We start from the raw sequence: 19,879 nt of genomic DNA, 5'->3' as shown, positions 1-19,879 counted from the left end.
TTAGCTGCCTGAATCCTGAGTATACAAGCATCGAGAGAGATCATAAGATTCAGAGCAATCTATTTTACTGACATTTGTATACAGATTGCTTTTTATCGCACCATTAATTATACAGCAGATTCACATAGCCACAGATAACGTGTGAAATGGCCTTTGCGAATATGACAGACTTCGTGGATCTGCATACCTGCCGAACGGATAGAGGAATCAATGGCTTCGGTAGAAATGATAAGCACTCTTCCCGCCAGTCCGGCAGCAGATACCAGCATATCCCGACGTTCCTGTTCATTCAGTACCGAGCACAGATTATATGGCAGATCGAGTATCAGCGCGTCATAACGACCCTTCAGCTCCCGCAGATCTGCCAGCCGGACAATATCAGGCATATCATAAAAAGCCAGATTCTCTCTCGCTCCCTGTACCGCCAGCGGATTAAGATCATATCCTGTCACTGTAATACCCATGGATAAAGCTTCGATCAATACAGTACCGATGCCGCAGCAGGGATCAATCAGTGAAGCAGCCGGATCAGGTACCGCAATATTTACCGCTGCCCGGGCGACGCGGGTACTGAGAGCAGTGGAATAATGACGCGGCTTGTCATTGTGGTGCAGCCAGACGGGTTCGGAGGAATAACAAGACCCGGCAACCCAGCGACCACCTGCATATGCCATACCGATCAGCTGCTGCGGCTGCTTCATCTGCGCTTTGCCGACAATATGCATACCGATTCGGCGTTCCAGCTGCCTTTTTTCCTCATAGGTAAAGGTCTGTGCCGCATCCAGACAGATCAGCTTGAATGTCTGATCATTCGTATCCAGCTGCTTCACGATCTGCTCCAGCTGTTCCAGATTGGCTGCCTCGCACTGGATGTCCAGCCGATAATGAATAAACGGGCTGCGCTCCGGGGGGATAGCCCTATTACTCTCTACATAAAGACGTTCGGGTTGCTGTTCCAGCAGACAGCGGAGCTCCAAAGTGCAAAGCTCCTGTTCATCTTCATGGCAGGCATAGGTGTATATATAACCTGACGGCTCCTCACCAAAGGTTGGCTCGTCAGTAAATTCACGATTCGAATAGCTCACAGAATCTGTATTGGATTGCGGTTGTAACAACGATGTTCCTCTTTTCCCGACCTGTAGGTCTATATTGATGTCTAGTCTATGTTGGTGACCGGCTTATGTTGGTACCTGGTCCAAATGAGTCTGTAGATGATTACCAGCTGTATCCTTTATTTGCTGATCGATTATCCAATACCTATCGCCATCCAAAAATGTCTCTATGATCAGTTCTTCGCCTGCGGTCTTATAATATAATACATTCCGGCAAAGATCAGCATAATCCCGCCCCATTGCCATCCATTCGGTCGAAAGCCGGTCAGCAGCACATCGAGTAGAATCGCAACGGCCGGATCGACAAACACGAGTGCCGAGATGATCCGGGTTGGCAAATAACGTACACTGTTATAAAACAGTAAATATACGATACCGGTATGAACAACTCCGGTAATAATGGAATAGGTCCAGTTCATTCCGTCCAGCCCTGTATAAGAAGTCCACGATACAAATGGCAGTAGCAAAATCATACTGAGCAGCATTTGAATAAAGGTAGTCGCATATACACTTAGTGTACGAATACTTTTGCCAAGCAGCATGGTAGCCGCATAGAAAAAAGCAGCAATCATCGCGTAAATCGCACCTGTCAGCTGAAATCCTCCGCTGCTTTGACCAACTCCTACAATTAACAAGGTACCGGCAAAACAAAGCAGGATCGCTCCCAATCCCAGCCATGTCATCTTCTCGCGAAAAATGATGCTGCCAAGAATCATGGCAATCACCGGAGCCAGATGATACAGTGAGATCGCCACCGTTACCGAAGTCAGCTCAAAGGACTTGAATAGAAACACCCAGTTGAGCAGCAGCGTAGTTCCGCAGAGCAGCACCATTATCACTTCCCGGCGCTCCCATACTTCTGTACGATACATGCCACTGAACCACCAGACACAACCGATCAGCATCACGGCACAGACGCACCGGATAAATACCAGCTCTATGGCTGACAGCCCTGACAATCCCGAGAAAAAGCCGACCGAGCCAAAAATAGCCATCGACAGAATGAGCTGGATCAGAGCGCTTTTATGTAATGTCATTATGATGTAGTCTCCGATTTATAGATTGGCGGATACCGCCTGTACAATAATATGGTGCTGCTCCAGCTGCTCTCGCAGTTCTCTGGCAAAGGTTACGGCATGAACTCCATCGCCGTGCAGACAAATGGTATCTGCCTCAATAGAAACGATCGTCCCCGCAGCCGACATCACTTGCTGCTCCATAACCATCTGCAGTACCTGCCTGACAGCCAGCTGCGAATCGGTGATCAGTGCTCCGTCAGCAGAACGCGGCGTAAGTGTACCATCCGGTTGATAGGTCCGGTCGGCAAATACTTCATTCGCTACCTGCATACCTATCCGCTGACCAGCTGCAATCAATTCGCTTCCAGCTAGTCCACACAGAATCAACCGCGAATCTATAGCGTAGACGGCATGTGCAATCGCATCAGCGAGTGCCGGGGAGACCGCTGCCATATTGTAGAGCGCACCATGTGGTTTGACATGATGCAGCTGACTGCCCTCTTGGTGGACAAATGCCTCCAGCGCGCCTATCTGATACGTGACCATATCGTATACTTCATCCGGACTTACCTCCATGTTGCGACGGCCAAATCCCATGCGGTCAGGCAGACCTGGATGGGCACCTATCTTCACTCCATGGGCTATCGCCTGACGTACCGCTGAACGCATTACCGAAGGATCGCCGGCATGGAATCCACACGCAATATTGGCAGAGGTAATACTGCCATACATGAGTTCATCTGCTCCCAGAGTATACACGCCGTAACTCTCGCCCATATCACAATTCAAATCCACCTGGCGCATGTTCTCTCCTCCTGTTTTATCATGAATGAAGATCTTTTAACTTTTGCTCAATCATTCTCCGCAGTACGTGCAGCTCTCGTACCCATGTTCCATACCGTTGCTGGGCTTCCCCAATCGATACCATCTCAAAACGAACATAATCGCCCGGTGCAAGCTGTGCCATGACCGGAAGATCCAGCGAAATGACCTGCGCTATTTTGGCATAACCGCCCAGTGTCTGCCGGTCCGCCATCAGTATAATGGGTTGCCCATCTGCCGGAACCTGAATTGTACCGTGAGCGACAGCTTCCGAGAGATAGTCCCGGGCAGATTTTAGCTCAAGTACGCTACCGGACAATCGGTACCCCATACGGTCCGATTGCGGTGTGACCCTGTAGCTCTCTTCGAGCAGAGATTGCTGACTTGCAGTCGAGAAATCTCCCCATTCCCGACCGGGAATAATCCGGATGACCGGCTTGCCTGTCTGTGACGGCAGTAACAGCGAACTTACCTGCCAGGACACCGTATGCAGAGAAGTCATACGGTCCGGCTCAATGGATAATTTCAGCGGCATCAACTGTCCTGATGAGGTAGATAAGATATCTCCTTCGCGCAGTGCTCTGCCATTTTGGCCACCAATCCCTGCCCGCAGATAAGTACTGGCGCTGCCCATAACAGATGGAGCCTGCCATCCACCAGCAACTGCCAGATAGGCACGACAGCCAGATTCTACCTTTTTAAAAGACAAACGGCTTCCCTTGCGTACATATACGGGTCGCCACATCGGCAGTAGCTGTGCATTCACTACCGGAGTCAGCTGTCCACCGGTTACCGCAATCCAGCAATCGGCTGTGAATTCCACAGCAAACCCCGATAAAGTTATTTCCAGTGTCGGTTCTTGTCCGGTATTACCGATGAGCCAGTTGGCGATCATATGCGCCGGGCGATCCATCGCACCCGTTATACTGACTCCATCTTTGCCATATCCTGTTCGTCCCGTATCCTGAATCGTCGTTAGTAATCCCGGCTTCTCTACGATAATATTCATCGGCGTCCTCCCTCCTCATCTGCTTGGGATCGTACGTTAGAAGCCTGCTGTCCCAACCGAATATATTCCTCTACTGGAATAGGGATGAAACGTACCTTGTCTCCACTCTGCAGCAGTGCAGGAGGTGTTTGCTTCGGATCAAATAATCGTACAGGTGTGCGGCCGATCAGTTGCCAACCGCCCGGTGTATCCAGTGGATAAATACCTGTCTGTTCACCGGCAATACCTACCGATCCGGCAGGAATAGTCAGTCGTGGAGTCTGTTTGCGTGGTGCAGCAATCTGCGGAGACATACCGCCCATATATGGGAATCCGGGAGCAAATCCAATCGCATATACCGTATAATCGCCGCTCGCATGAATCTGAATTACCTGATCCGTGGTCAATCCATTACGATCTGCTACCAGCTGCAGATCCGGTCCATATTCACCGCCATAGCAGACCGGAATATCTACTACTCTGGTCTGCTGTTTCTTTTCCTGTGTCAATGCCATTATCAGCCGCTGTTCGATCAGCTGACAGACTTTCTCATATATACCGGTATTGCCAGAACGGTTTATTAATGATAGAACTGCCAGATCATAATACACTGCCAGCGTTGTATAAGAAGGAACGCATTCGATCCAGCCGGGAAAAGGGTCCTGTTCGATCTGATGTGCAGCAGTCTGAATTCTGCCAAGTATATCGCCGTGAATCTCCTGACCGAATTCGATTAGTACAGCTGAATCCCCGAGCGGGTGTATCGTCCATTCCATCGCACTCATCCCTTCCGTCCGAAGCTGAATATGGTACACTTTATAAGACATTTTATCGATTAGTATCCAGCCTGTCGAGCAAGTCGCAGATATATGGAGATCAGAGACTGTGTTATTCATCCTGTATACAAGTTCCTGATAGAGCTTAATGACATGGTCATATCTTTCTGTATTAGTCTTATGCAAGAATATCTCAAACATCTTTAGTTCCAAAATAAGAAATAACTTCAACTATAATCAAATCATTCTTCAAGGTGGTGCAAATCCATGATCTATCAAATCAGTTATATGTCTGACAATTATCAGGTAAAAGGTTATTTGGCGCTGCCTTATGGCGTGATAGCATCTACTGAACAACTCACCGATTGGCTAAATTCTTTTTACAAGACTTCCACTCTGGAGGTCCTACCAATTGCGTGTCCTTTGCATCCTGCGACTAAACCGATCGGAGAGGGACAATATCCGGTCTTTGTCTACTGTCGGGGTGGTATTGGCCGGGTAGGCAGTGTTCGGATGGATTGGCTGGAGCGGTTTGCCCAGCATGGTCATATTGTATTCGCTCCCTGTTACCGCGGAGCCGAAGGCGGCGAAGGGCGTGATGAGTTTGGCGGAGGCGATGTAGAGGATGTACTGTCCGGTATTCGCTGGCTGAATCAGCTTCCCTTTGTGGATGAGCAGCGGATATCGATCATGGGATTTTCCCGCGGATCGGTCAATGCAGCCCAGGCAGCGGTACGATCCACCGAACCGCCTTTGAGTCGGCTGATTCTATGGGGCGGCGTATCCGATCTTGCCCGCACCTATGAGGAACGGATCGATCTGCGCAGGATGCTCAAGCGGGTAATTGGCGGATCGACCGGCAAATATCCCGAGCGATACGAAGCGCGCTCACCGGTTGCTCTGGCAGAACAGATTCACTGTCCGGTGTTAGTTATTCATGGACGGCAGGATCTGCAGGTAGACTACAGCCATGCCGAGAATATGATTCAGCGGCTGCAGGAACTGGATAAAGAGTACGATGTACAAATTTACGAAGATTACGGTCATCATATGCCGGAAGATGTGCATAGACAGGCAATAACAGCGATGTTCGACTGGATACAGCAGAAGTGAGAGTAGATAGACCAAGCAGCCAACTTGACTACAGGATCGTACTCGATAATATACTTTCAGAGATTGTACATTGCCCTGTATGCTCCTGCCCATGATGTATCATCACTTCGTTTCTACCTGTAAGTTGTTTTCATCTGAATATTCTGCTGCCATGTATACCACTTCCATAATCGTATAATTTGGATATAAAAAAAAGCTGCCGGAACGCCTACGGCAGCTTTTTCATATTTGATTTTCTTGTTAGGATTTCCAGTTCATTTACAATAGTAGAGCTTATTACATTGCAATCCAAATCAGTACCAGTTAATTTGCAGCTCCTATCATAGCAACCTAGCGTACTGCGTTTACAGTATTCACTGCTATATTCAAACTACAGTTGCCGGTACCCGGCTGCTGCTACCTGTCTTGGTGAACATGCTGCGAGCGATCCAGACACCCGCGGCTCCCGCTTGAGCCAGTCCGCGTGTTACCCCTGCACCATCTCCGCCGCAGTACAATCCATCGATCTCGGTCTCCAGATTCTCATCCAGCTTGGGACGTGCAGAATAGAATTTGGCTTCCACTCCATAGAAAAGAGTATGTTCCGAGGCAATACCCGGTGTTACTCCTTCCAGCGCCTGTACCATTTCGATCAGACTTTTCATTGTATTATAGGGAAGCACCAGCCCCAGATCACCCGGTACAGCTTCCTTCAGCGTTGGTTCGAGGAATCCTTCCTTGATACGATCTGCTGTAGAGCGACGTCCACGCAGAATATCGCCGAACTTCTGCACGATGACACCTCCACTGGACAGATCATTCGCACGACGGCAGATCTCACGGGCATATTCATTAGGCTTATCGAACGGTTCAGTAAATTTGTGTGATACGAGCAGGGCAAAGTTGGTATTGCGGGAACCGAGGGCCGGATCTTTGAAAGAATGACCATTGGCTGCCATAACCCCGCTATGATTTTCGACAACTACATGACCGGATGGATTGCTGCAGAATGTCCGCACCCGTGTACCGACCGAGGTATTATAGATAAATTTACCTTCATACAAATGCTTGTTAATCTCCTGCATCACCACATCCGAGGTTTCCACCCGTACTCCTACGTCCACCTGGTTATTGTACATTTTCAGGCGGCGCTTTTTGAGAATTTCGGTGAGCCATGCAGAACCGTCACGTCCCGGAGCGATCATCACATTGGCTGATTCGTAGGTCTCGCCTTTTTTGGTGACAATACCGGTGATCCGATGCTTGCCTTCTTCCTTGATTGTCAGAATATCCTCCACTTCCGCTTTGTAGACCATATCAATACGTGTATTCAGATATTCATAAATAGACTTCAGAATCTCCAGATTCTGCTCGGTACCAAGATGACGTACCTGTGCACGCAGCAGCTTCAATCCCGAAGCGTAACCACGCTGTTCAATATCACGGATAACGTCTGTCGTCGGGTCGGTGATCGATTCGGTGGCACCATGCTCCAGATTAATAGAATCTACATACCGGATCAGATCTTCCACTTTGGATGGGGAGAGATAATCAGTCAACCAGCCACCAAACTCTGTCGTGATATTAAATTTGCCATCGCTGTACGCTCCTGCTCCTCCAAACCCGGCAGTTACCGAACAAGCGGGGAGACATCCGGCAAAATCTTTTTTACCTGCCGGCGGAGGACAAAACTGGATTTTCTCCTGCATAATCGGGCAGTTACGGCGATAAATATCATGACCTTTATCAATCAAAAGGACTTTCCAGTCCGGGGCAATCCGTGTCAGTTCATAACAAGCAAAGATTCCTGCGGGTCCTGCGCCTACTACGATACAATCATATGTTGTCGTCATAATATCCTCCTGATGAGCTGCTATCGGATCATCCACGCCAAGTCTGTTCCATGGATTATACGGCTTGATCCTTGCAGATTGATTAATAAGTAAAATATGTCTTTGTATTACATGTCCAGTATGTTCATCCAGATCCGGCTGTCTTAAACGCACAAAAAAAATCCCCGGCTTGCGAACAGGTATGCCAAAGCATCCTATTCGTAGCCAGGAATTTGCGGTTCCTTGTAGAGACCCCCAAACCTTATTTCCGGGGATATACGAATAATAAATATAATTCAACTTTTAATGTACGTCTATAAAGTAAAAACCACTGTATTACCAAGCAGTTTCGCTGGTCTACAGTGGTATATTACCGAAAAATACACGTATGGTCAAGTGATTATTTTATTTATTGTTCGTATTTTATGCATTATAAAGAAATTAAAAGAAGTTAATTTTCTTTTTAAAGGAATTTATACGAACATTATCCACGAACTCCTGCGAAATCATTGTTTTTTAAAGTGATATAGAATAAAACGATAATGTTTTAATCTAATCGATTTAGAAAAGGTTGTATAACATCCTCCACGCACAAATCCAATCATGATCTATGCCCTATCCATATTTAACCGGTATGAAATTTCTCCTTGATTCGAACCAGATCATCGATCGGATCATGAATCGGAAAATACTCAATACCTACATAACCGTCATAATCCATCTGCTTGATTGCATCGAATACATAATCATAATTCAGCTCGCTAATAAATAGCTCATGACGTCCCGGTGCTCCTGCACCCTGAATATGGCCGGACAAAGCCAACCGTATGAACCATTCGTGAACAATCTAAGGAACGTGCTGCTTCGGCAGAGCGGCGAATACTCCCTACCTCGTCTTCACGTTTATCCGGTTCCAGCATGGTAGCCAGCTTGACGACGATCGAAGCCACTTCCATCCTCAGCTCCTGACGCAACCGGTTAATCGCTTGCAAATCTTTGTCTTCCCATGACCAGAATTCAATAATATTCAGATCATGAGCATGTAATATCTGCATCACATCCAGAATATCCCTGCCTTCAAAAAGCGTCTCTGTGTTATAAGAGATTCTCATGGTATGCACCTCGTTCCAAAAAATAAATTCCAAAATATGTATAAACCAAAAAAGCGTCTGCTAACCGGATATCTTCCTGTGAAATGTGGAAGTATTCGGCAGCTGACGCCTGTAGAGGTATGAAGTATTACACACCTGTTGGATCATCATCAATAATCGGGCTCTGCAACCCGTCGATTCGACTACGTTGATCCTTATTCATTTTATTTTTTATATAATCGATTTGGGTATGTACCAAAGATGAGTTGATCGTCATAAAATTGGAATGCCGCAATCGGCTGTGGACGCTGCTGCTGTTCCTGAATATCCGCATAGATAGCAACTGCCACTTTTGCACATTCATGCACCGTACAGTCTGCGTAGACACCAAAATATTTTTGCATAATCCAGTACAGTTGTTCTCCGAGTTCATCGGATGAGTGAACATGCGGCAGTACTTTGATAATATGCTCGATTTCGATGCTGTATTCATCAGGAAGACACCATTCCCGCAGATTCATCGGATTCCACCGCATCATATGCAGCGCGACGATCTGGTAATTCATTTCACCCACTTGTCTGTTGTGTCCATCATTCATTCATTCTCCTCCTTATCCGTCCGGTGTTTCCGGACCCGCTCTTGTCTATGTGTATGAGCTTTTGTATCTGAAAATGAAGTTGTTGGATGATAACACTGTACAGAAGAGCTTTTAGAGCCTGTCTCGGCACAGCTAACTAAAGTATGGATGATCCTCTGCCTACTGTAAATGCGGTAAAAGACCCACAATTTTGCCTGTTCATGCATTTTCATATGCTGCAGCGATTATGAATTCGTCAGGCAGGGTAATTGATTATTTATAGAGATGTCCCTGCACAGATACCTGCCTATTAAAGGTAGAGCTCATCGTGCCGGAAAATCCCGGTTCATGGATTTTCTATTATTCACAAATGCTCCAAATCGTTGATAAGCGAATTTATTTATGCTTATTACTCACCAAACTAACTCACAAACCAGTAAAGGATGGATACCCATGACAGAAACGAATGATATTCAAACCCTCAAGGATTGGTTGAACAAACAAAAGGATAATACAATTATTATTGAGAAAAAAGAGCTGGATGATACCGATATTGTCCACTTTACCCTGTCGGATATTGACGAAAGAAATGAAGACAATGAAATCGACGATTACCTGGAAAGTGCTCTGCTGCTGCGCGGCGAAGGAGTAACCCAGAATGCCGACGGCGAAGAAGTACAGGTACCTCGTGACACCTATGAGATCATTACCCATGATCTGCGTATTGATGAAATCAGCGATTCGCGTGTACAACTGAACACCGAACGTGCTGCTTATACATTAAGTACAAAATAAAGCAAACCAGGACAGGCAGGGCGATAAGCTCTGCCTGTTTTTTTGTGCATGTATTCAGAGTGTTGGGAAAGCTCCTGTTCGGGTAGATGTAGGCATTTCTACGTATCGCCGGTGCATTTCTACCTGCTCCTTCATATTGTATTGTAAAACTACTGCTCTATTGATACTTTATTCCCTGTATTATTGATAACGTTTACATAAATGAAGGAGAGGTGTTGTATTATGTCCATGTTCAAAAAGGGCATCCAGTTCGCCCTACTCAGCTCCCTTGTAATAACTCCGCTCGTCTCTCTTGCCCCTTCCGCTTATGCTGCCAACGAAAAAGCACAAGTCTGGCTCACTACAGCCGATCCAAACAGTGAACCCAATGTAGGCCTGCGTACAGATACAAGACTTACCCGGCAAAGTGATCGTACATTTAGTACAGCTTCGGACAATGCTGACTATACTTTTAACGTAAATGAAGGCAAAACCTATCAACAAATGGATGGATTTGGCGTATCGATGACCGATTCTGCAGCCTGGCTGCTTCATTACAAGCTCAGCAGCGCCAAGCGCAATGAGGTCATGGATAATCTGTTTGGTCTATCGGGTATTCATATGAGCATGCTGCGCCAGCCGATGGGTGCGAGTGATTTTGCCTGGAGTACGTATACGTATGACGATACTGCCGGTGATACGGCATTGAATCAATTCAGTATTTCCAGAGATCAACCCTATATTATTCCCATGATCAAGTCCGCTCTTGCCAAAAATCCGAATATCAAATTTATCGCTTCGCCCTGGAGTGCTCCAGCCTGGATGAAGTACACTACCAACGACAAAAATGGTACCGGTAAACTGAAAGCCGAAAATTATCCGGTATATGCCAATTACTTCGTCAAGTTCATACAGGCTTATCAGGCACAGGGTATTCCAATCTATGCGGTTACTCCGCAAAATGAACCGTTGTTCGAGCCGGGACGTTATCCAGGCATGCTCATGAATGAACAGGATCAGATTGGCATGATCGGCGATTATCTCGGACCTGCTCTGAATAAAGCGGGTCTGCACACCAAAATCATCACGTATGACCATAACTATGATAACTGGAATTTCCCGAATACGGTTATCCAGGCACTCAAAAATAATGGAAAATCGCAATATGTCGCCGGTAGTGCCTTCCATCATTACGGCGGTGACTTTACAGCCATGACCAATATGCATAACGCCCATCCGGACAAGGATATCTGGTTCACCGAAGGCGGGTTTGGTACTTGGAATGATCCGGTCAACGGAACTACCCAGGGATTCGATAATATGATCAATGAATTTATCGGCATGACCCGCAACTGGTCCAAGTCGATTATTCTCTGGAATGCAGCTCTGGACCAAAAAGATGGACCAAGTGTGATCGGAGACAACAATACCAACAAGGGTATGGTAACCGTGCAGAACTCCGACAACAGCTCCAGTAATCCGGAAGACAAAGTAACCTATACCAAGCAATACTATCTGCTCGGACATTTCAGCAAATTTGTAAGCTCCGGTGCATATCGAATCGATTCCAATACGTTCGCCGATATGCAGAGTGTCGCTTTCAAAAATCCGGATGGCTCCAAAGTCATCGTGCTGTATAACTCCCAGAACACTGCAAAAACAGCCAAAATCCAATGGAACGGACAGGCTTTGAATTATACGGTGCCTGGCAAATCGGTAGTCAGTCTGAAATGGTAATCCATATTCGCTCATCTATTTTAGAAATGCTTTGGTTTTTATTTTAACTACAGAATCAAATCCAGTATATAAAATAGCTCTATTCCGAAGCCTAACCACGATTCAGTTGGTTAAGCTGGGAATAGAGCTATTTTATGATGTATTATTACCTATTACTATTTATCTCATCCCATGGAACTTTAACAGTAATTCATAAAAGGATTATCCTGCTTATAGATCGTTACAATTAAAAATAATGCTGAAACTTATTTTGTTATCCATATATAGAACCCTTTTGGCATTTACTATATTTATACAGCTATTCATAAACATAATGATCTTTGGTTGAAGCCGTATGTGTTTTGTGGCATGATCACTTATAGACAGCAACAGCTGCCGTGTAGGATTTTTGGCGGCAGCTTTGTGACTATGCCAGTACGATTAGAGGAGCTTACCATGAATGATATTCCGGCTTATCGAAAAGTATATACCCAGCTCAAACAAGATATTAAAGAAGGACATTATGCACCCGGCACGCTTTTGCCGACTGAATCGGAACTGGAGCAGCGCTTCTCGGTCAGCCGAACTACGATCCGCAAAGCTGTTGAACTACTGGGCAACGAAGGCTTCCTGAAAAAGACACAGGGAAAAGGTACCGAGATTCTCGATACCTCCACGACTCAGCGTCTGAACCATCTGACTTCCATTACCGAGACACTGACTTCCAAAGGCTACACTGTAACAACACGCGGAATGTCGATCGAATGGATTACGCCACCGGAGCATGTGGCTGATGCGCTTATGCTCTCCCCTGGCAGCAAGGTATATCTGGTTCAGCGGGTACAATATGCCGATGATCGGCCGATTGCCTTGATGAATAATTATCTGCGTGCCAATTATGTGCCTGGTCTGGAACAGCATGTGAACCGATTTAACAGTCTGTATACGTTCCTGGAACAGACGTATCATATTATTCTGCTGCATGCATGGGAGCGCCTGTCCGCTGTAGCAGCTGATTTTATCGAATCCCAGATTCTACAGATCCCGCTCGGTTCTCCACTGCTATGCAGCAAACGGATCAGCCATATCGAGCAGGGTCCATTCGAATACAGCATTATCAAGTTGGTCGCCGACAAATACGAGTACAGCGTCTATCTGGAAGGCAGAGCTTAAATCTGTCTCATCCATCCGATTATATTAATGAATCGTATAACCTCCATCCACTACCAGATTTGCCCCATTGATCATATTCGCGGAGCCGCTGGCAAGGAACAATGCAGCTGCAGCGATTTCTCCGGGTTCGGCAAATCGCCCGGCAGGCGTATTGCGAATCGCTTCCTCCTTGATTTCGCCTTCCCAATAACCGGCGATCAGTGGTGTATAAGTGGCTGTCGGTGAGATCGCATTGACCTGAATATTATGCTTGCCCCATTCATGGGCAAGGGATCGGGTAATGGAAATGACTGCAGCCTTGCTCGCACTGTAGGCGACATGTCGATCAATAGCCACAATTCCTGCCTGCGAAGCAAGGCTGATAATTTTGCCACCCTGCTGCGCTGCAATCATCTCCCTCCCGACCTGCTGGGACATAAAGAACATTCCATTCATATTCACTTCCATCGTCCGGTGCCACTCAGCTTCGGGATAATCTTCTGCCCATTCTACAGGTCCGATCCCTGCACTGTTCACGAGAATATCCATACTGCCGAATTTCTCTTTGACCTGGGCTATTGCTTTGCGTACCGATTCACTGTCTGCTACATTGACTTCAAAAGCTGCGCCGTACTCCAGTCCTTCTGCCGCTCGCTGTGCCTGGTCCAGATGAAGATCCAGCAGTGCAACAGCAGCTCCTTTTTCGGCAAATAACTGTGCAGTTGCCAGACCGATTCCGGATGCCGCTCCTGTGATGATAGCGGTTTTCCCATCCAGACGGAACGTTGTATCGTACAGATTATCCTTCATATCCGTTCACTCCTTTGAATGATTCACTTTGGATGTGACTGACGGGTCGAATATTCGGTGCTGTGGTTTGTATCGTTTTCCAGTGAAATGGGATGCCTATGCATATAATCTCCCAGCTCTGCAGCAATTCGATTCACATGCCGAAATACCGGCAGTAGCTGGCGGTACTGCTCACGGGGAAGAGGATGTGGGGCAAATGTATTTTCCACAGTATGAAGCGTCTCTATAGCATTGTAATCTGTCCACCAGCCTGCTGTCCGGGCAGCGATTGCGGCAGCTCCGAGCGAAGCCGCATCCTGATCAATATTGGTCTTGATCATATCCATATCAAAAATATCGGCAAACATCTGCATCCACAGCGGGCTTTTGCTGCCTCCGCCGCAGATCAGCATACGATGGGCTACCCGGGTATGCTGCTGCAGATGATCCAGTGACAGTCGTAGATTCATCGCAATTCCTTCCATGGCAGCCCGAATCAGATCGGCACGCGTCGTTCCGAGATGCAATCCTGTATACCCTCCACGGATATGCACGCTATGGTCCTGGGAACTGCCACCTGCCAGGCTGGGATTGAAAATAATACCGTTGGCGCCGACCGGCACATCCGCCGCCCACTGATTCATCTGCTCATAGGCACCTACCTGATCCTTCAGTTCTGTACATAAGGTATCCCTCACCCAGCGCAGCGAGCTGCCACCTGCAAAAATGGAATAAGCACTGGTATACATGCCCTCGGCAATATGAGCAAATACGTAAGGTCGTGTATCTGCATCCAGTACCGGTTGGCTGGAATTGACCGGAATCCAGCTGGATGATCCAAGTGACATATATACCTGTCCTTCTTTTGCCCCTACTGCGCCGAGTGCCATACAGGCATTGTCCACCCCTCCGCAGGCGACCGGTGTCCCTGCTTTTAGTCCCGTATATGCTGCTGCTTCTACCGTCACTTGTCCGATCATCTGATGCGAAGGAACAATCTCCGGAAACAAATCACCAGATAACCCCGCCGCCTGCAGAAGTTCCTCTACCAGTTGTCCACTGTGCAAGTCGTAAGCTCCCGTCCCCGAAGCATAAGAGTGATCCGTAGCCATCTGTCCGGTCAGCCGGTAATTGATATAATCTTTGGAACCAAGCACTTTATCGATACGGGCAAATAGATCCGGCTCGTTCCTGTTCAGCCACATTAATTTGAACAATGGATAACAACCTGCCGGAAACCCATTGCCGGTCTTCATATACCATTCCTGTTCATCGACAAGCCGGAAAAAATGCTCTGCTTCTTCCTCCGCACGCCGGTCTGACCAGATCGGTACATATTCCTGCAGACATCCATCCTGCCTGCTGACCGGAACACTCACCAGACTATGTCCCGACAGACTAATACAGTCAATCGTTGCTGCAGCCACCCCTGATACCGTCAGCAGCTGTCGGGTTGTCTCCCGAATCCCGCTCCACCAGTCATCGGGCCGTTGTTCATGCCAACCCGGATGTGGATAAAAAGTCTCGTATTCCACAAACGACCGTGCAATCGTCTGCAACCTTTCGTTATACAAGGAAGCTTTGACCCCTCCGGTACCCAGATCATAAGCTATAATATTCGGCATGGCTGTCACCTTCCACAGGTCAATTTTGATTATCATAAGCTGATATATCTGTGCCAAACGAAAAACTTACTTTTGATCTGCCGCTGCCTTGATACCACTCTATATTGCTTCGAATATATAAAGATAATTATCTTTTGTCAAGCGCTTTCATATTGAGTAAAGGTTTTAGAATCTTAATGACTACATTTCCTTCTCCAACCATCCTCATAAAATAAAGAAAATAGCATATATTCCTTAATTATTTCTTGAATTTTATAATTCGAAGGTTTATAGTAAACCACATCAGATAAAGATAATTATCTTTATATAATGGAGGTACAATCATAGTGGAATCCATAATCGATTATGCCCATATCGGACGAATGATGGATGTGAGCGCAGTACGTACAGATGTGACAGTAGACGAAGTCGATCAGATGATTGATATTGTAAAAAGGTATCATTGTGTCTGTGCCAGTCCAATGCCCTATATGACAGAGTATGTGATTCGTCAGCTGGTGAATGTACCGGATACTGTGGTTACCGGAGTGGTGGGATTTCCATCGGGTGCGGATACTACTTCCATGAAAGTACACACTGCGAAGGAAATGTTGGATATCGGCTGCAAAGAACTGGATATGGTCATCAATGTAGGAGCACTGAAGTCAGGAAATAACGAACTGGTTATACAGGATATTGCAGCTGTAGTTGCTGCTGCTGAACAGGTACCGGTCAAAGCGATCCTGGAGATTGCCTACTTGACCGATGATGAGATCCGTATGGGTAGCGAGTTGATCGTTCGGGCAGGCGCTGCTTTTGTAAAAACAGGGACCGGCTGGGGTCCGCGTCCGACGACAGTAGATACGATCCGGCTAATCAAATCTGTGATCGGTGATACTGCTCTTATCAAGGCAGCTGGCGGTATTCGGGATCTGGACACTCTTCTAGCCATGAAAGAAGCTGGCTGCGATCGATTCGGCATTGGCGTACGATCAGCGTTGACTATTTTGCAGGATGCTTATCATCGCGCGGGTATAGCCGTTGATCCCGCTGTGCAGACAGCATCTTCTTCAGCAGTCAGCAGCGATGACTCTTATTAACAGCTGCTATCCTGCAGAGGTAACAAATAGCTGTGTAATTTGAAATAACTTGTATTGTATAGTAACTGTTCGAACAGTACGCCATAGCAAAAGCTCCCAGCTAAAACAAAACCGGGAGCTTACTATCTGTTCTTTATAACCGATACTATTGCAGATCCTGCAGCAGCATTCGGTACATGGAGGCGAGATCTTCGTCTTTTTCAGTTATTGTATCGAGGGCTTGCTGAACAAAAGGTTGAATCTCCGAACCGGCTGCGAGCAGCGCAGCATAAGCATGAAAATCGGTTTTGCCGTATTTGCTGATCACACTCTTGTCGGTATTCCAGCGGTTCCGGCGAATCTGTTCAGTCCAATACTCGAATTGTTCCTGTGGCGGCTGGACTGCATACTGCTGGAACAGAGCATCGAATTGTTCATCACCCTGCTGTTCCTGTGGCATAACCAGATATAACTGCTCCAAAGGAACGGTTTGGCGAATCAATGTACTGAATGTCAGATAGTCGCCACCTTCTCCATCCGGCGACTGTACATAAGCAATAAAGTCAGACGTCTGATCCAGCTGCTGAAGTACTGGCTGTAGACGTTCCATGACTTGTAAGGCAATACGGGTCAATCCGCCATCATGGATTGACTGGTCCATGATCTGAATCGAATCGGCATCTTCCTGTTTCAGCTGTTCACGAGTAAATGTATCGAGTACCGGCAGAGATCCTTCTTCGTTCTCTTCCCACAATTGTTCATTGATCTCACGATACAGATCCAGTGGCTTTTCCAGAGCTTCTCCGAAATCATCGATCATCTCGGGATAATCGCCGGTGGCATACTTGATTGATTGACGAATCTGCTCTACAGAACGTTGATAGGATTCGTTATGATTTTCTGCATACTTTTCCTGATAATAGTTGTCATAATAGGCGGTGGTTTGCTCCAGATCATGCAGTGTATTCAGATAGAGCAGATAATTTCCATTCGTATTATCTGCTTCGATAATGCATGTATAGACCTGCTGATTGGAATCAGATTGTGCAAAGGCCGTAATGATCTCCGAACACGCTTCATATAGCAAATCTTCGACTGCCTGCATGCTCCAATACGTACCCTGAATCCCTTCCAAGTCGTCCGTGATCCAGATTCCTTGCGGTGCAGAGACATAATACCGTCCCAGACCTTCCGGTTGACGCAATCCTGCGAGCAGACGCCCGATATGTACTTGATATACACCCATTTTAGATTTTCCCCATCTCTTCGGCTGTCCGGATCCGTAATTGACGGCGATCCAGAATGCCCTGAATAATCATCTGCTGGGACTTTGGTAAGCCTTGCGGCCACTCCCCTGCCCGGCAGTACATAATATCTGTAATTTCGCTGCTGGATGTGAACGTTCCTCCCCGCACTTCTCCACTGAAGATCAGATCTACACAGTTGGGATTACTGCGCTGAATCGCTTTTTCCAGCCGATCAATATGTACTTCCAGTCCAGTCTCTTCCCTTATTTCACGCTTTAATCCATGTTCGGGCTGCTCCAGCTCCATCCATCCGCCGGGAATTCCCCAGGGCTCCTGTTCACGATACGAATGCCTCAGCAGTAATATCTCTCCCTGTTCATTGGTAAATACGCCCAGTACCGCAACCAGGAAATGATGCCGGGAACGACGAACCGCCCAATTTTTGAAACGTTCCAGCGGCATATGACGATACATCCACACCAGCCAGTCTCTCGGTATACGGTTAATCCATTTGGCGAGCAATGCATTCACCTTCTTTGTTTTGGATAGAATTCTATTATGGTTCGATCCATAAAATGCAGTACATTAACTGCGCAAAATATCACCCTGCCGGTCATTGCGCAAATCTTCAACCAGCGGACGCTGCGCCTGATTGATCTGCTCCAGTTGCATCTCATCAATACTGCAAAAAAGCAGTGTACTGGATTCACCATCGGGATCATTGTATTTCAGTGTGACTCCATCGTCTTCCAGCTTATCAGTCAGATCGACCTGGATATCAAAAATAAACATAACGAATACAACATCATCTCCGCTGGGATAAGTGTATTCAAGCCGCTCACCGCTATAGACCGCATAGAAATGACTGCCGATCACATCCAGCCCGGTCTCTTCCCTGACCTCACGAATCATCGTCTCTTCAATCGTCTCACCCGGTTTCATACCGCCCCCCGGCAATCCCCAATCATGGGAGTCTCCGCGCTTCTGCCACAGAATACGGTTATGATCGTCACGAATAATCGCTCCACCGGTTACGATAATCTTTCTTCCTTTACTCATCAGTTGTCTCCTCACTGGTCCAATGTACTATACAGACTATTCAACATACCTCTTCATCCATAGACATAAAGGAACTTGCTTATTATGTAAAAGCGAGTTGGGATCATAGTAAATGGCGATCCACCGCTTTTGCAATATTGCAGGGATCGCCATCCTAATGTCACATCATATTATTTCTTTTTAAGCTTTTTCAGTTCGGCATACATATCCGGCAAATGCTCCTGAAGTTCGGGAATCGGGTCCGGATAAGACAGATCCATCTTCTGCAGCGTCCGTACCACAATCTGCAGGACGGCCAGATCACGGTACCAGCGGTTATCCGCTGGGATAATATGCCATGGATGATCATCAGTTGCACAATGCTTGAATACATCTTCATAACATTTCTGGTAATCATCCCAATACTTGCGTTCCTGTAGATCACCTTCATCGAACTTCCAGTTCTTATGCGGTTTCTCTACACGGTCAATCAGCTTTTTGAGCTGGAATTCCTTGGAGATATGCAGGAAAATTTTGACGACACGTACGCCGTTTTCTTCCAGCATCTTCTCAAAATGGTTAATCTGCTTGAACCGCTGCTTGGCGGTAGCATCATCGATCTGTCCATGTACTCTTGTAATCAGCACATCTTCATAATACGAGCGGTTAAAGGCACTGATATATCCATAACCCGCGACATGCTGATGGGCACGCCACAGATAATCATGATTGCGCTCCTCTGTGGTCGGTGCCTTAAAGCTGTGAATATGAATGCCAGCCGGGTTGGAAATAGAGAATACTTTGTTGATTACGCCATCTTTGCCGCTGCAATCCATGCCTTGAAAAACAAACAATACCGACTTTTTGCCGTTTGCGAACAGCTTGGGCTGCAGTTTTTCAAATGTTTCGGTAAGCTTGGCTTTTTCGGATTCGGTATCTTCTTTGGATGTGTAATCACCGGTATAGCCGGGATCAATATCTTTCAAATTGATGGAATCGCCTTTGGCAAGAAACCAGTTCTTGGATGATTTGGACATCGTAATCGCTCCTTTTGTAGAAAGTACACTGCTGCATCTAAGGGTTGTACGTCACATTCTACATATTACCCAGTTCCTGCCTCTTTTTAGCAGCTACAAGCTTATTGGATGAAGCCACTTCTGTCAGATTAGG

Annotated in this window: 20 protein-coding genes and 1 riboswitch; of the genes, 5 read left to right on the top strand and 15 right to left on the bottom strand. The window is 46.7% G+C overall.

What is annotated here, in order from left to right; all coding sequences use genetic code 11:
* Positions 1-107 precede the first annotated feature (107 nt).
* The 5 genes from H065_RS0111450 to pxpB all read right to left on the bottom strand — a co-directional run bounded on the left by H065_RS0111450 (position 108) and on the right by pxpB (position 4,717).
* Positions 108-1,115, bottom strand: coding sequence for a TRM11 family SAM-dependent methyltransferase (locus tag H065_RS0111450; protein ID WP_017813201.1), 1,008 nt, complete (start codon positions 1,113-1,115; stop codon positions 108-110).
* A 170-nt stretch (positions 1,116-1,285) separates the two neighbouring features.
* Positions 1,286-2,149, bottom strand: coding sequence for a DMT family transporter (locus H065_RS0111445; RefSeq protein WP_017813200.1), 864 nt, complete (start codon positions 2,147-2,149; stop codon positions 1,286-1,288).
* A gap of 18 nt (positions 2,150-2,167) precedes the next feature.
* Positions 2,168-2,935 (bottom strand): LamB/YcsF family protein, encoded by a 768-nt coding sequence (locus H065_RS0111440; protein ID WP_017813199.1) that lies wholly within the window; start codon positions 2,933-2,935, stop codon positions 2,168-2,170.
* A gap of 19 nt (positions 2,936-2,954) precedes the next feature.
* Positions 2,955-3,962, bottom strand: coding sequence for a 5-oxoprolinase subunit C family protein (locus H065_RS0111435; protein WP_017813198.1), 1,008 nt, complete (start codon positions 3,960-3,962; stop codon positions 2,955-2,957).
* Entirely contained in the window at positions 3,959-4,717 is a 759-nt protein-coding gene (gene pxpB / locus H065_RS25785; RefSeq protein ID WP_051058717.1) for a 5-oxoprolinase subunit PxpB, read from the bottom strand. The genes H065_RS0111435 and pxpB overlap by 4 nt, the downstream gene beginning before the upstream one ends.
* A gap of 267 nt (positions 4,718-4,984) precedes the next feature.
* Between pxpB and H065_RS0111425 the strand changes: the two genes are divergently transcribed.
* Positions 4,985-5,830 (top strand): alpha/beta hydrolase family protein, encoded by an 846-nt coding sequence (locus H065_RS0111425; protein ID WP_017813196.1) that lies wholly within the window; start codon positions 4,985-4,987, stop codon positions 5,828-5,830.
* A gap of 365 nt (positions 5,831-6,195) precedes the next feature.
* On the opposite strand, the gene H065_RS0111420 is transcribed toward H065_RS0111425, so the two are convergent.
* The 4 genes from H065_RS0111420 to H065_RS0111410 all read right to left on the bottom strand — a co-directional run bounded on the left by H065_RS0111420 (position 6,196) and on the right by H065_RS0111410 (position 9,331).
* Complete coding sequence (locus tag H065_RS0111420) at positions 6,196-7,662, bottom strand: NAD(P)/FAD-dependent oxidoreductase (RefSeq protein ID WP_017813195.1); 1,467 nt, start codon at positions 7,660-7,662, stop codon at positions 6,196-6,198.
* A 181-nt stretch (positions 7,663-7,843) separates the two neighbouring features.
* Positions 7,844-7,943, bottom strand: a riboswitch (purine riboswitch).
* A gap of 323 nt (positions 7,944-8,266) precedes the next feature.
* The gene (locus H065_RS28235) at positions 8,267-8,458 is read right to left on the bottom strand and encodes a hypothetical protein (protein ID WP_238557942.1); all 192 of its coding nucleotides are present in this window, start codon (positions 8,456-8,458) and stop codon (positions 8,267-8,269) included.
* Positions 8,415-8,753: a hypothetical protein gene (locus H065_RS27370; RefSeq protein ID WP_238557941.1), complete on the bottom strand. Its 339-nt coding sequence runs from the start codon at positions 8,751-8,753 to the stop codon at positions 8,415-8,417. The genes H065_RS28235 and H065_RS27370 overlap by 44 nt, the downstream gene beginning before the upstream one ends.
* Positions 8,754-8,956: 203 nt before the next feature.
* The gene (locus H065_RS0111410) at positions 8,957-9,331 is read right to left on the bottom strand and encodes a hypothetical protein (RefSeq protein ID WP_017813193.1); all 375 of its coding nucleotides are present in this window, start codon (positions 9,329-9,331) and stop codon (positions 8,957-8,959) included.
* A gap of 432 nt (positions 9,332-9,763) precedes the next feature.
* Here H065_RS0111410 and ymzB point away from each other — a divergent pair, with 432 nt between their 5' ends.
* The 3 genes from ymzB (at position 9,764) to H065_RS0111395 (ending at position 12,973) form a co-directional block, all read left to right on the top strand.
* On the top strand, positions 9,764-10,105 hold the full coding sequence (gene ymzB, locus H065_RS0111405; protein ID WP_017813192.1) for a protein YmzB: 342 nt from the start codon (positions 9,764-9,766) through the stop codon (positions 10,103-10,105).
* Positions 10,106-10,327: 222 nt separating this feature from the next.
* Complete coding sequence (locus H065_RS0111400; RefSeq protein WP_017813191.1) at positions 10,328-11,821, top strand: glycoside hydrolase family 30 protein; 1,494 nt, start codon at positions 10,328-10,330, stop codon at positions 11,819-11,821.
* Positions 11,822-12,229: 408 nt separating this feature from the next.
* Positions 12,230-12,973, top strand: a complete 744-nt coding sequence (locus H065_RS0111395; RefSeq protein ID WP_238557946.1) for a GntR family transcriptional regulator — start codon at positions 12,230-12,232, stop codon at positions 12,971-12,973.
* Positions 12,974-12,997: 24 nt separating this feature from the next.
* On the opposite strand, the gene H065_RS0111390 is transcribed toward H065_RS0111395, so the two are convergent.
* Entirely contained in the window at positions 12,998-13,762 is a 765-nt protein-coding gene (locus H065_RS0111390; protein WP_017813189.1) for a GolD/DthD family dehydrogenase, read from the bottom strand.
* A gap of 23 nt (positions 13,763-13,785) precedes the next feature.
* Positions 13,786-15,402 (bottom strand): xylulokinase, encoded by a 1,617-nt coding sequence (locus H065_RS0111385; RefSeq protein WP_238557940.1) that lies wholly within the window; start codon positions 15,400-15,402, stop codon positions 13,786-13,788.
* Between the two features lie 290 nt (positions 15,403-15,692).
* On the opposite strand from H065_RS0111385, the gene deoC reads away from it, so the two are divergent.
* Positions 15,693-16,445 carry a deoxyribose-phosphate aldolase gene (deoC, locus tag H065_RS25780; protein ID WP_017813187.1) on the top strand — a complete coding sequence of 251 codons (753 nt, stop codon included), beginning with the start codon at positions 15,693-15,695 and terminating at the stop codon, positions 16,443-16,445.
* 145 nt (positions 16,446-16,590) lie between these two features.
* Here the strand turns inward: deoC and H065_RS0111375 are convergent, their stop codons facing one another.
* From H065_RS0111375 to H065_RS0111360, 4 genes are all read right to left on the bottom strand, one after another.
* Entirely contained in the window at positions 16,591-17,670 is a 1,080-nt protein-coding gene (locus tag H065_RS0111375; protein ID WP_017813186.1) for a hypothetical protein, read from the bottom strand.
* A 1-nt stretch (position 17,671) separates the two neighbouring features.
* Entirely contained in the window at positions 17,672-18,202 is a 531-nt protein-coding gene (locus tag H065_RS25775) for an NUDIX hydrolase (protein ID WP_238557939.1), read from the bottom strand.
* Between the two features lie 54 nt (positions 18,203-18,256).
* On the bottom strand, positions 18,257-18,730 hold the full coding sequence (locus H065_RS0111365) for an NUDIX domain-containing protein (protein ID WP_017813184.1): 474 nt from the start codon (positions 18,728-18,730) through the stop codon (positions 18,257-18,259).
* A 170-nt stretch (positions 18,731-18,900) separates the two neighbouring features.
* Positions 18,901-19,746 carry a PPK2 family polyphosphate kinase gene (locus tag H065_RS0111360; protein WP_017813183.1) on the bottom strand — a complete coding sequence of 282 codons (846 nt, stop codon included), beginning with the start codon at positions 19,744-19,746 and terminating at the stop codon, positions 18,901-18,903.
* Positions 19,747-19,879: the final 133 nt, after the last annotated feature.

The sequence above is a fragment of the Paenibacillus shenyangensis genome (assembly GCF_000346635.1).
Lineage (GTDB): Bacteria > Bacillota > Bacilli > Paenibacillales > Paenibacillaceae > Saccharibacillus > Saccharibacillus dauci.
This window is presented reverse-complemented; position numbering and strand designations above follow the sequence as displayed.